At 69.0% G+C, this 13377-nt stretch carries 6 protein-coding genes and 1 pseudogene; 2 read left to right on the plus strand and 5 right to left on the minus strand.

Annotation, left to right across the window (positions count from 1 at the left end; all coding sequences use genetic code 11):
* Nucleotides 1–160 precede the first annotated feature (160 nt).
* The 4 genes and pseudogenes from G6N57_RS31930 to eccCa all read right to left on the minus strand — a co-directional run.
* Nucleotides 161–1555: pseudogene (locus tag G6N57_RS31930) on the minus strand (MinD/ParA family ATP-binding protein); the annotation flags it as partial.
* A gap of 153 nt (nt 1556–1708) precedes the next feature.
* Nucleotides 1709–3091, minus strand: coding sequence for a type VII secretion-associated serine protease mycosin (mycP, locus tag G6N57_RS03520; RefSeq protein ID WP_077738613.1), 1383 nt, complete (start codon nt 3089–3091; stop codon nt 1709–1711).
* Nucleotides 3091–4524: a type VII secretion integral membrane protein EccD gene (eccD, locus tag G6N57_RS03525; protein WP_162563898.1), complete on the minus strand. Its 1434-nt coding sequence runs from the start codon at nt 4522–4524 to the stop codon at nt 3091–3093. The genes mycP and eccD (G6N57_RS03525) overlap by 1 nt, the downstream gene beginning before the upstream one ends.
* Nucleotides 4521–8558, minus strand: a complete 4038-nt coding sequence (gene eccCa, locus G6N57_RS03530; RefSeq protein WP_077738611.1) for a type VII secretion protein EccCa — start codon at nt 8556–8558, stop codon at nt 4521–4523. Before eccCa ends, eccD (G6N57_RS03525) begins: the two co-directional genes overlap by 4 nt.
* A 46-nt stretch (nt 8559–8604) precedes the next feature.
* Here eccCa and eccD (G6N57_RS03535) point away from each other — a divergent pair, with 46 nt between their 5' ends.
* On the plus strand, nt 8605–10110 hold the full coding sequence (gene eccD / locus G6N57_RS03535; protein WP_235680583.1) for a type VII secretion integral membrane protein EccD: 1506 nt from the start codon (nt 8605–8607) through the stop codon (nt 10108–10110).
* Here the strand turns inward: eccD (G6N57_RS03535) and eccB are convergent, their stop codons facing one another.
* Complete coding sequence (gene eccB, locus G6N57_RS03540; protein WP_077738609.1) at nt 10111–11616, minus strand: type VII secretion protein EccB; 1506 nt, start codon at nt 11614–11616, stop codon at nt 10111–10113. It abuts the gene before it with no gap.
* A 62-nt stretch (nt 11617–11678) separates the two neighbouring features.
* Here eccB and eccE point away from each other — a divergent pair, with 62 nt between their 5' ends.
* Complete coding sequence (gene eccE / locus G6N57_RS03545) at nt 11679–13370, plus strand: type VII secretion protein EccE (protein WP_077738608.1); 1692 nt, start codon at nt 11679–11681, stop codon at nt 13368–13370.
* Nucleotides 13371–13377 lie beyond the last annotated feature (7 nt).

A 13377-nucleotide genomic window follows, 5' to 3' on the forward strand; every position in this document is an offset into this window, starting at 1 on the left:
GCGAAATTGCCATCGTTGCAATGGCACTCACGCCTCAATTTGCCACCCGCGCGTAGATAACCAAGGTTTACTCGACAGTCCGTGTCGGCCGCCGATAGCTCTCACACCCTGCACCGGGGCGCGCGTTCTTTGCCTCCACACACGATCAGTACCGGTGCGGTCAGCGGTACTGGGGCGCGCCCCGCAGTCGCGGAAACTTTTCCGCCACTGCTGCAGCCAGTTCCAGATACGCCTGGAGGGTGGCGGGGTCCAGCAGGTCGAAGTCGACATCGGCACCTTCGGCCAGGTGCGGATCGAACGGGATCATGTGCACCGAGCGGCACCGAGCTTCGAAGTGTTCGTAGACCTTGTCCAGTTTGAGCTTCGCCGATCCTGGTCGTGAGGCACTGAGCACCACATGCGCTTCGCGGACCAGCGCGGAGTGACCGTGCTGCATCAGCCAGTCCAGCGTCGCCGATGCGCTGCGCGCCGCATCGATGGCAGGCGAACTGACCAGCACGATCGCATGCGCCAGGTCGAGCACACCGGCCATCGCGGAATGCATGATGCCGGTGCCGCAGTCGGTGAGGATGATGTTGTAGTAGCGACGCAGGATGCTGACGGTGCGGCGGTAGTCCGATTCGCCGAACACCTCCGACACCGCGGGTTCCTGCTCGCTGGCCAGGACTTCCAGTCGGCTGCCCGCCATGCGGGTGTGGCTGCGGACGTCGGCATAACGCTGGATGTCCGGATCCGACAACAGATCTCGCACAGTGGATTGGCTCGACGCATCCCGCACCCGCTCGGCCAACGTCCCACGGTCCGGGTTGGCGTCCACCGCGATCACCCGGTCGTTGCGCATCATCGCCAGCGCCGAACCCAGCCCCAACGTGGTGGTGGTCTTGCCGACCCCGCCCTTGATCGACAACACGGCGATCCGGAAGTCGCCGGCGATCGGCTGACGGATCTGGCCCAGCAGATCGTCCCGCTCACGCTCCTTGCGTGATTCACCGGGGTTGAGTCTGCCAGCACTCGCCAGGTGCACGGCCCGGCGCCATCCCGAATGGGGTGCGTTGCGAGCCCGGTTGATGATCCCGGCGTCGTCGAGCGACGGCGGTACCGGCGAATACTGCGGCGGCTGAGCCGTGCCCGGCGGGGGCATCAGCGGAGGCATGAATCCCGGCGGCGGAAACGGCAGCGGGGGCAGCGGCGGAGGCGGGGGCGGCGGCAACGGCGCGGGCAGCTGAGGCCCCGCATCCGGCGGCAGGGCATGCCGTGGCCGCAGGGGCGGAATCGGGATCAAGCCGTTCGGCGGTTCCGGGCGCTCAGGAGCCGCCGCCTCAGGCTCAGGCTCAGGCTCAGGTTCCGGACTGCGCTGCGGTTCCGGCTGGTCGAGCTCGAATCGTTCGGCGAACTCCCGTGACCCGATCGCGCTGTGCATCTGCCACGGGGGCGGGGCGAGCCGGCGGACCGGCGCGGCCGGGGGCGGCTCAGGAGCCGGTTCAGCCGCAGGCGGAGGCGGAGGCGGAGGAGACACCACGAACGCATCGGTGGTGTCGTCTGCCGGCGACGCGGCGGTGTGGTTCTGCCTGGCTGTGCGTTGCGCCGCAATCTGTTCCAGCAGCGCGGCCGCCCGGGCCTCCACCTCGTCCAATTCCCCAGGAGCCAAGTCATCGAGCGATGTGGGCTCGACGTTCGGCCGATTCTCGTCCGGCATCTTCCCCCTAACTCACCTGGTCCGCCGCCGGGCAGCAGCCACCGCCACCGCCGCCACCATCAACGCAAGACACGCCGCGGTGACGGTGAAGACGATCCTGCGCGCCCGCACATTACCCGCATCAGGTTGCGGTGGCCCGCTGATCGGTGACCCGGCGGTGACATCGCGCTCGGTGGTCCCGGGCGTGAGCTGGTACGTCAGTGCCGCGACGGGGTCCACGACTCCATAACCCGTGGCCTGGTTGGGTCCATTCCCCGGGGTGCGGGCCGTGCGTTCGACCAGATCCTTGACCTCACCGGCGGTCAGCGCGGGGTAGCGGGAGCGGATCAACGCCACCACGCCCGAGACGAACGGCGCCGCGAAGCTGGTGCCGTTCAACGGGGCCAGGCCCTGCTGGCCGAGTTGTGCGTTGCTCAGCCCTGGCCCGCCGGCATCCAATGAGGTGACCCGCTCGCCGGGGGCGGCGACCGCCAACCACGGCCCGTGCAGGCTGAAGTCGGCCGGGGTGGCCGATGTGGTCACGGCGCCGACGGTCAGCACGTAGTCGGAGAACCAGGCCGGGCTGGCGATGGTGCTGACGCTGTTCCAGCCCGTGTGCAACGGCTGGTTCGGGTCGTTCATGTTGTTCTGCGCACTGCACATGCTCTGGGAGTTGAAGTTGCCCGCGGCCGCCACCACCACGACGTTCCGTTCGTACGCGTAGCGCACCGCACGCCCGAGTTCGCGATCGTCCATTCCGGCCGCCACCGGAGCGCAGGCCACCTCCGAGAGGTTGATCACCGTGGCGCCGAGGTCGACTGCTCGGGCGATCGCCAGTGCCAGCGTGCGCGTGTTGCCGTAACCGGCCGATGTCGCGTTGGGGTCGTCGTTCTGGCCGCTGCTCGTGCCCGCGACGCTGTAGGCCCCGCTGTTCTGCCGGATCGACAGGATCGTCGCCTCGGGGGCGACGCCGGCGAAGCTGTCGCCGTCGGCAGGCGCCGCGCCGATGATGCCGGCGACCAGGGTGCCGTGTGCGTCGCAGTCGACCAGTCCGTCGCTGTTCGACACGTAGTCGCCGCCCGGCTCGAGCGCGGGCAGTCGCGGATGACGGTTGACGCCGGTGTCGATCACCGCCACCTTCTGCCCTGCGCCGCGCGAAAAGCGCCAGGCCTTACGGTATTCGAGCATGGCCTCCGCGCTGGTCTGCTTGGTGAAGTCGGTACCGGGCAGCACGCCGGTGGGGACGCCGCAGATCGACTTCTGCTCGGTCGGCTGTGTCGGTGCGACGGGGCCGGTCGGCGGCGGACCGGGTTCGACGACGGGCGGCGTGACCGCACCGGCCGGGGGCGCGCCGAAGCCGGCCAGCGCCACCGTGAGAACAACGGTCACCACCGCCGCGTACCGCCGGGCGGTCATTAGCCGGCCAGCCGTTCGTAGAGTCCGAGCGGCCACAGGGCCAGCGGGATCACCGCGGCCACGGCCAGATACTCCAGGTAGCCGGCGGCCGCCCGGAACCGGCGAAGGTACGGGGCCGCGACCCCGCCGACGGCCACCACCGCGAGCACGACCACCCCGGTGAGCTGCAGTGGCCACACCCCGGACTGGGCCTGCACGCAGGCCGCCAGCACGAGCGCACCCGCGGGTACGGCAAGCGCGGCGCGTTCCGGCCAGGTCGCCGCCCGGCGGCTGTGCAGTGCCAGCACCGCACCGCAGCCGAGGGCGAAAGCGAAGGCCGCCCAGTCAGGGTCAACCCGCAGCACTGCGGCGGTGCCGATCAGCGCGGTCGTCGCCGCACCGGCCAGCAGCCCCGAGCGGGTCAGCACCGCGGAATGCACCCGGTCCCACACCTGCTCAGCGCTCGGCATCGGGGTGCCAGGTTCGTCCGTCGCGGCAGACGCCGCGAAGGGATCGTCCCCGCGGGACGCCACCACGGATGCCACAGGGTACTGGTCCAGCCGCGCCGTCAGTGCCGGCACCGCCAGGCACGCGAACACCGCGACCACGGAGGTCACGGTGGCCACCACGGGGACCGGTACGCCAAGCGCGTAGGCCCCGAACGCCACCGTGCCGAAACCAAGCAGCACCGCCGCGGCGACATAGGTCCAATGACCCGCGGCAATCACCCGGTGACAGATCACCGTGAGCCCCAACAATATTGCGCAGGTAGCGGCCAGACCGACCGCACCGTGCGGGGCCGCAAGCACCCAGCCCGCCGCGGTGCCGACGGCGATCACCGGCGGACCCGCCGCCGCGGCGATGTCGGATCGGGCCAACACCCGGCGGGCCAGCGCCGCACCGGCGACCAGGGTCACCAGCATCAGTGCTGCTGCCACCAGGATCATCGCCCGGTGCGCCGACAACGCCGGCGCCAGCAGCAGGACCACCCACACCGCCGCGCACAGCCACAACCCGGCGAAGGCCATCATCCGCGCCGCCGTGGCACTCCAGGCCGCATATGACGCCCGGTTCAGCCGGGCCGCCGCGTCCACCACGTCGTCGTACAACGCGGGCGGCGACAGCGCCCGACGAGCCGAAAGGCGCAACAGCTCGCCGTTTTTCACCCCGGCCTCACGCAACGTGCGGTCGGGCTGCAGCACACCGGTGCCGGCCCGCCCCTCGCGACTGAGCTCCCAGAAGGTCCGCCGCTCGTCGCGGTCGGCCAGGTCATCACTGCGCTCGTCGTCGCGGGACTTGATCAACCGGGCCAACTCGGGCAGGAACGCCGCCACCGGGACGTCGGCAGGCAACGCGACATCGAGCTGGGTGCGTCCGCCGACCACGGACACCCGGATCGCCTCGGGTGCCGCGGACACCACGTGCACCGGGCGAAGCTCCTCGACCCCGGTCACAGGTCGGGCATCCTCGACAGTTGAACCACGCCGCTGCGGGTGGTCCGCGAGACCAGCATGCCGCGGCCGGGAGGCATGGCGCTGGCCTTGTATCCGCCGAACAGGCCGCCTTCGTCTCTGCTTCCGCTCATCACCAAACCGTTGCAGGACAGGTCTTTCAGACGTCCGACGATCGGATCCATCATCGCCCGTCCGGCACCGCCGCTGCGCCGGGTGATGATGACGCGCAGGCCGATGTCACGGGCCTGCGGCAGATACTCGACCAGCGGTCCGAGCGGATGGCTCAGCGAACCACCGGGGATCAGGTCGTAGTCGTCGATCATCACGAACAGATCCGGCCCCGACCACCACGACCGTTCCTTGAGCTGCTGCTGGGTGATGTCGTTGGGGGGCAGACGATCTTTGAGCGCGCCCGCGAGTGCGGTCATCAGATCCGTGCACGACTGCGGGGCCGTGGCGTAGCCGCCCAGGTATTCGTCGGGGACGACACCGAGCATCGAGCGACGGAAGTCGACCAGGATGATCTTGGCTTCCACCGGGGTGGCGTTCTCCATCACCCCGGCAGCGATGTTGCGCAGCAGACCGGTCTTTCCGCATTCGGTGTCGGCGAAGGCCACCAGGTGTGGTTGCGAATCGAAATCCAGGATGACGGGCGCGAGCTCTTCTTCGTTGATGCCGATGGCGATTCGCGCCTTGCTGAGCTGGCCGGCATCGCGGGCGACGCGGACGACGTCGTCGCGGTTGACGTCGTGCGGCAGCATCCGCACCTTCGGCGCCTCGCGGTCCTGGTAGTGGGCGCGCACCGCCTCGACGGCACCTGCCACCCCGGCCGGCAGATCCTCCACGCCGGAACTGGAGTCCAGCCGCGGCAACGCGATCAGGATGTGCAGGCGCTCGGAGTTGATGCCGCGACCGGGCCGCCCGATCGGGACCAGTTCGGCCGACCGCCGGGCCACCTCGCTGTCGATCGGGTCACCGAGGCGCAGCTCGACGCGCGTGCCGAGCATGTCCTTTACCGCCGGCCGGATCTCCATCCACCGCGATGCGGTGATCGCCACGTGAACGCCGTAGGACAGGCCCTGGATCGCCAGCGACTGAATCACCGGGTCGAGCTGCTCGAAGTCGCTCTTGATCGATGCCCAGCCGTCGACGACCAGCACCACGTCGCCGAAGTTGTCCTGGCTCAACGGATCCTGCGCGGCCTCTTCCGGCGGTAGCGCGGCCAGCCGGGCCTTGCGCTGGCGGAAGTCGCGCATGGATTCGATGCCGAGTTCGCGGAACAGCTGCTCCCGGCTGCGCAGCACCCCGGCCACCTCGGCCACGGTGCGCCGGATGGCGTCGGCATCCATCCGGCCGGCCACCCCGCCGACGTGCGGCAACTTCGCCAGGCTGGTCAGCGTGCCGCCGCCGAAGTCCAGGCAGTAGAACTGCAACTGCTCGGGAGTGTGGGTGGCGGCCGCGGCCATGATCAGGGTGCGCAGCGTGGTCGACTTGCCCGACTGCGGCCCGCCGACCACCGCGACGTTGCCCTGGGCGCCGGACAGGTCGACCATGAGTACGTCACGGCGCTGGTCGTAGGGCCGGTCCACCACACCCATCGGCATCCACAACCGGCCGTTGAGGTTCTGCGGGGACGACCAATCCGATTCGGGCAGAAGCTCGTTCACGGCAGGGCTGTCGTCCAGCGGCGGCAGCCACACCTCGTGGGCGGGCCTGCCGTGCCCGCGCAGCCGGCTGACCACCATGTCGAGCAGCGTCGTCTTGGTGGGTCCGGAGCTCGCCCGTTCCGGCTCGGTCTCCGGCATCTCGTGCGGCAGCGGCACGCGCTGGGGCACCGGATCCTTCTTGACCGGCGTCGCGGTGAACAGCTTGGGCGCCAGGGCCCCCAAATGGGTCACCCGCCCGGTACGCGCCGAGATCCTGGGTTTGACGTAGTCCCCCGACACATAGCAGGCATTGAACCGGATCGGCTCGGAGGCGTCGCATTTCAGGAACGCCGAACCTGGGACGCTGGGCAGGTGATACGCGTCGGGCACGCCGAGCACGCTGCGAGACTCGCCCGCGGAGAACGTCTTGAGGCCGATCCGGTAGGACAGGTGCGAGTCCAGACCGCGCAGCTTGCCCTCCTCGAGGCGCTGCGAGGCCAGCAGCAGGTGCATGTGCAACGAGCGGCCCAGCCGGCCGATCATCACGAACAACTCGGCGAAATCCGGTTTCTGGGACAGCAGTTCGGAGAACTCGTCGACCACGACGAACAGGGCGGGCAGCGGTTCGAGGTCGGCCCCGGCCGCGCGGGCCCGCTCGTATTCGGTGACGTTCGGGAAGTTTCCGGCGGCCCGCAGCAACTCCTGACGGCGGTTCATCTCACCCGACAGCGCGTCACGCATGCGGTCCACCATCGTCAGCTCGTCTTCGAGGTTGGTGATGATGGCCGCGATGTGGGCGATCCCGTCCAGGCCGAGGAACGTGGCGCCACCCTTGAAGTCGACGAGCACCAGGTTGAGCTGCTCGGGTGAGTGCGACGTGATCATCGACAACACCAGGGTGCGCAGGAATTCCGACTTACCCGAGCCGGTGGCGCCGATACACAGCCCGTGCGGGCCCATGCCGCCCTCGGCCGCCTCCTTGATGTCGAGTTCGATGGGCTGACCGTTCGGCGTGATGCCGATCGGCACCCGCAACCGTTCCCGCGGCGACCGCTGCCGCCACACCTGTTCAGGCACGATGCCTGCCGCGTCGGGAATCTTCAGCAGCGCCATCAGGCCGGGATCGACTGCCCGTGAATCGGCTTCCAGGCTGACGATGTGCGCGGCGTTCGCCGGGCGGTAGCGGCCGATCCGCCGCGCCGTGGTCTCCGCCTCGGGAATCGTGATCGTGTCCGGGGTCGCGAACCGCTCGACACCCACCGCGGTGCGGGCGGCCACGTCGTCACCGTCGAGGACCAGTTGCAGGCTGCGGCGGGCCGAGGCCCCGGCACGCAGGCCATTGAGATCCAGCAGTGTCACGCTGTCCAGCCCGGCGTCGGTGATCAGCTGCTCGTCGCCGGTGACGAATCCGTCGTCCAACACGACGACGAGTTGTTTGAGACCCTGCGTCGGCTGCGCGTTGCGGGTGAACCGGCCGCGTTCGGCCAGCTCGGCCGACATCGCCGACTCCATGAGCTCGAGCGTGGGGAACAGCAGCCGCATCGAACCCATGCCGTCACGGGTCGACGCATGCTGCGCGTGCGGCAGCCATTTCACCCAGCTCCAGTTCTCGCCGTCCGGGTTGGCCGTGACGATCGCCACCTGCACGTGGTCGGGCCCGTGAAAAGTGCACAGCTCCAACACCATCGAGCGCACCAGCTGCTGGGCGAGCTTGCGCTCCCCTTCGAAGGTGATGGTGGGGAACGCCCGCAGCGACACCGCGGTGGGCAGTGCGTGCACTACTGAATGGGTCTTGACGAACCGGCGCAACGCCACCGTCGACACCGGTTCCAGGTCTTCGGGCGGACCGGTCTCGGGCGCCATCAACCGCGTCGCCAGCCGGTGGGTCCCGATCCCTACCCTGATGTGGCAGTAGTCCGCATCACTGGGCCGTCGCTCCCACATCCGCCGGGTGCCCACCACGTCGCTCAGCGCCCGCGGATCGGGATGGCTCCATTCCAGCGCCGTGCGTTGTTCGGCGCCGGTGGTGTCGGCTTCCTCGCGAAGATTCGCCAGATAGCTGAAGTAGTCCTTGCGTTCCTCGTTGAGCTCGGCGGCGGCTTTGCCATTGCGGTTCCCGCCGCCCATGAACATGCCGACCATCGACATGATCATCATCATCGGGAACAACAGGAACATTGGGCTTCTGGCCATGTCCCGGCCACCGACCGTGACCATCAGCGCGATCATGCCGATCACCGCGACCAGCATCACGAACGGCATCAGCCGCATCATCAGGTTGCCGGGGATGGCCCGCGGCACCTCGGGCGGTGGGGCCAGGTTGACCTCGCCTCCGGGCATCCGCGGCGGCGCCACCCGTAAGCGGCGGACGAACCCCTGCGTACTCAACCTTCCCTCCCCGGAAGCTGCTGGAGCCGGATGCTGGGTATTGTTCGTGTCGAGCAATCCCATTGCGCAGGAGGCCGACTGGATTGTGACCCTACTTGAGCCAGAGCTCGAAGCCGAAGCCGAACCCGAGCTGAGCCGATTGACCCTGGTGGTCGGCGAACTGAACATCGACGTCGGGCTGCCTGCACACGTCAGCATCGCCCAATACATTCCCGATGTCATCGATATCGCGAATGAACAGATCACGACCCAGGACGCGATCGTCGAGTTCGACGCCGCCGACGGCCGGTGGACGCTGGCCCCGCTCGGCGGCGCACCGATCGCCCCGCACCTGTCGCTCGGAGAGGCGGGGGTCCACGACGGCGACCTGTTGATGATCTGCGCCGTGGGCCAGCCGGTCAGCCCACTGCTGTTCGACGACGTCGACGACACCCATGCCACCGAGGCCGGCACGGTCCGCAGTTGGCTCACGGACAAGGCGAACGCGCTCGCGGGCTTCGGCGTCACGGCGGCCGCCGCGGTCACGCTGGCCAGTGTGGTGGCGCACTGGGCGGCCCAGCCCGCGGTGCCCGCGGCGGTGCTGGCCCTCGGCGTGATGGGGATGGTGCTGGCCTGCCTGGTGGCGCACCGGCCCGCGCCCGCCGCGGCGCCGGGTTGGATCACCGCCGTGTCGACGCCGCTGGTGTTCGCGGGCTCGCTGTACCTGGTGCCCGGCGGTTCCGGCGCGACATCGCTGCCGATGGCCTTCGCGCTGACCGCTTTCGGTGCGCTCCTGGTGCTTCTTGTCTCGGGCACCGGATCGGCCGTGTACACCGCGATCATCGCGGCATGCGCTTTCGGCGGCGTCAGTTCGACGGCGATGTTGCTGTGGCACGCGCCCATCCGCGCGGTGGGCGCTTTGCTCGCCACCGTCGCCGTTATCGTCGTCTACCTCGCCCCGCGGGTGACCATCGGACTCTCGAAACTCCCGATCCCACGGGTGCCGACGGCCGGCGAGCCGCTCGACGACATCGAGACCCAGGGCGGTCCGACTGTCGAGGGCGTCAACGCGATCGGCAAGCAGATCATCCCCACCGAAGAAGACCTGATCAGGCGGGTCCGGCGGGCCAATCAGCACCTCACCGGGATTCTCGTCGCGGCCGCCCTCGCGGCCCTGGTCGGCTGTTACCTGGCGGTGGATGTCAGCGACGGGTTCTATTGGCAGGGCACCGTTTTCGCCGTCATGGTGGCGACGGTACTGTGCCTGCGCGGTCGCGGCCACCATGACCTGGTGCAATCGGCCACGCTCATCGGCAGCGGGCTGACCATCGCCGTCGCCGTGGTCCTCAAGACCGCACTGAACGTCGAGGGGTGGCAGACCCGTGCCGTGGTGGTGCTGCTCGTCCTGATGGTGTTGATCCTGGCCTGCGGGCTGGTCGCACCCCTGCGCGAGTTCTCCCCGGTGGCGCGGCGCCAGGTCGAGATACTCGAATACATCGCGGTGGGATCGCTTTTCCCGCTGTGCTTCTGGATCGTCCGGGTCTACGCGTTCTTCCGCGAGATGCGCCTCTGACTACGGCTTGCCCGTCGCCACCTTGCTGCTGTCCGGGTCGGCCGCCATGCCGTCATGGGCGACGAGCGCCGCTTCTTGGGACAGCTCCGGCCCGGCCGGCAGCAGCGACAGCACCGGCCACGGTGCCCACTGCGGGGCGTTGGCCGGGCCGTCGGGAACCTTGACGCCGGCGACGCCGAGCACCTCGGCCGTCGGCAAATCCTTGATGTGATAGCGCACTCCGGTATCGGAGACGTAGAACAGTTGCCCCGTCGAGCGGCTGTCCGGGTCGTTGCCGGTGGCCTGCACATACTCCCCGGCCCCCGGCGTCAGGTACACCGAGTCGGCCCCGGCACCGCCGCCGTCGGCACTGGCCAGCCGGACCATCTGCGCGCCCTCGGCGGTGGGCAACCGGTGCCCCACCAGAAGCCGCACGTTCGCGCGGGCGTCGGTGTTGGACCGCTGCCAGCCCATACACACCACCCGATCCGGATTGGGCGGCACGATGCGGGGCGCCTGCATGGGGTAATGGTCGGTCGCCAACCGGTGCACGGTCGGCACCTCGGCCAGCGTCGCCGGGGCGATCTCGGCGGCCTGCCCGGTGGTCTCCTCGCCGGAGGCGCCGTAGCGGATGATGTCGGCGGTGGCCTGCGATACCGGCTGCAGGCCCTCGCGCAACACGACGTAGAGCTGTTCGCCGCGGGAGTCGACGGATTTCACGATGGCGCCCACCGGGTGCTCAGGTCCGAGCGGCCCCGGCTCCCCCGAACCCTGGATGGTCACCGGAGTGATCGGGTCGACCAGCGGGAAGGTATTGAGCACGGACAACGACATGGGCCGGGTAGCCGCGCCCTGGAGGTGAAGCCCGTTGACCAGAACCGGATCTGACATGTCGATCGGGGCCCGCGTACCGCGGTAGACCAGATAGGTGGTGCCGCCGCTTTCGGTGAGGATCGCCTCGTCGGACTCGGCCGGGCGGATGCCGCCGTCGAGCACCGGATCGTTGGCCAGCACCGTGGTCTGCAGGCTCGACGTACCGGTGGTTTCGGTGACGGCAGGCGTGAGCAGGGTGTCGCAGACGGTCCACGACGACATCGCCAGGTCGTCGCCGCGGTTGATGCTCGTGGGTGCGCCGACGATGCCGACCATCGGCCCGCGCGGTACGGCGTCGAGGAATTTGTCGTCAACCTGTTTGGGGCTGTCGTTCTTTCCGACGATCAGCCGCGCGGAGGCCAGATTCAGCACGGGGTGGATCTGCTCGCCGATCCGCACGAAGGGCGCACCACTGGACTTGCTCAGCACGATCTGTGCGTCGCCGATACTGGGCGTGGGCTTGAAGAACGCCATCACCGCCGAGGCCCCGGTGATCAGGACAGCGATCACCACCCCCACGATCAGGGCCCGCATCTGACCGCGCATCGGGTCGTGGATCATCCGCGAATCGCCCCGGATGAGTGCGTGCTCAAGGCGACGGATCAGGAAACGGTAGCCGTTCACCTGTGCGCGAGTGGTAACTTGCGCTGGCATGCGTAGTGTTTAGCACGTCCGCACCACCTCGACATGACGTCCGAGCGCCTATTCGAAAAGCGATGCGTCCATTGACTTTCGCAGCAAAGCTGAGCACCGCCGGCGATACCGGCCCGCAGCGGGTCTTCCCACTGGTCGACCTGGTCGTCCTGCAAATTATCGTCGTCGTCGGAATGGTCACCGCCCAGTTACTGGACCGGCCCGGCTGGCAGGGCGCGGCCGTGGGCCTGGTGGTGGCCCTGCTGCTGGTTGCTCCGGTCGTGCGGGGGACGACGGCGCCCCGGGCGCTGGCGCTGCGCGGCAGATTTGTGCGCAACCGGCGGCGACGCACGGGTAAGGCCGCGTCGAGCTCCCTGCCTGCCGAACCGTTCGACGTCCCCACCCCCGACGGTCTGCAGATCGGATTCCGTTGGAACGGCGCAACTTTGCTGTCGTTGCTCAAGATCGACGAAAACCCCAGGGCGTTGACCGTTTTGGAGCCCGGGGCGACCGTTTCCGGCGAGATGGTTCCCGTGCAGGCCCTGCTGGACTCCCTGCGCCAGTTCGACATCACCCTGGAGTCCATCGACATCATCAGCCAGGGCGCCCGCTCGGCCGGTCACACCGACGTCGCCGCCGTCTATGACTCCGTGCTGGGACCGCTGCCCGCGATCGCCCAGCGCACCGTGTGGATTGCCGTGCGGTTCAATCCGTCACGCTGCGCGGAGGCGGTCCGTCGCCGCGGTGGTGACCGCGACGGCATCCTGCGCGCCGCCACCACCGCGACCCGCCGGGTCTCCAACCGGCTGGCCGAGGCCGGCCTGCAGCCCCAGTTCCTGTCCGCGAGCGGCATCGCGGCGGCCACCAACCAGCTCAGCGACGGCGTCAATCTCGGCACCGTCGAAGAAACCTGGGAGGACTGCCGCGAGGGCCACTTCCGGCTGTCCAGCTTCGCCGTGGAACCTGACATGCTGACCACGCCGGGCCTCGGACTGTTGTGGACGGTGCCGAGCTACTCCACCACGGTGTGCCTGTCACTGCGGGAGGCTGCCGAGGAAGACCTGGTTCAGGTTCGCGGATTGGTCCGCTTCGACAGCGACTTGCGCGTCCCCACCCAACTGCGCGGCCTCGTTCCGCTGCACGGTCAGCAGTTCGCCGCGCTCGCCGCCACCCTTCCGATCCCGACCGTGCCCGGGGCCGACCATATCGAGCACTGGGCGTCGGGCCTTCGCGGCGATGCGTTGAGTGAGCTGGCCCTGCCCGCCTCGGGCTGCGGTCAGGTGATCGGCGCCGACGAGCAGGGGCGGGCCGTCGCTCTCCCCGTGTTCGGCCCGCAGATTCGCCGGGTGGAGATCGTAGGGACGCTGCACCTGGCCCAGCAGGTGGTGCTGCGCTCGCTGGCCCTTGGCGCCCGGGTGCTGGTGCACACCCGGCGGCCGGCGTTCTGGCGCGACATGGTCGAGGTGGTCGGACGCCATGACCTGCTGTGGGTAGCCGACTTCAACCGGCGAGCCATCCAGGCCGGTGCCGAGCGCAATTACACCGTCGAGATGTTCGACGGTGTTCCCGAGCAGTCGGTCCGGATCGGCGTCACCTCCATGGTGCTGGCCCCGCCGAACACCCCCGCCGGCCAGGCCGACGTGGTGCTGGACCTGATCTCGCTGGAGCACGACACCGTCAAGGTCAGCACCCAGGCCGGCTCGGCGGTGGTCACGATGGTCGCCACCGACGATGAGATGCGTTATCTGCGAGCATCCGCGAACAGCATTGACTGATGTGAAG

The organism is Mycolicibacterium boenickei, from assembly GCF_010731295.1.
In the GTDB taxonomy this organism is placed as follows: domain Bacteria; phylum Actinomycetota; class Actinomycetes; order Mycobacteriales; family Mycobacteriaceae; genus Mycobacterium; species Mycobacterium boenickei.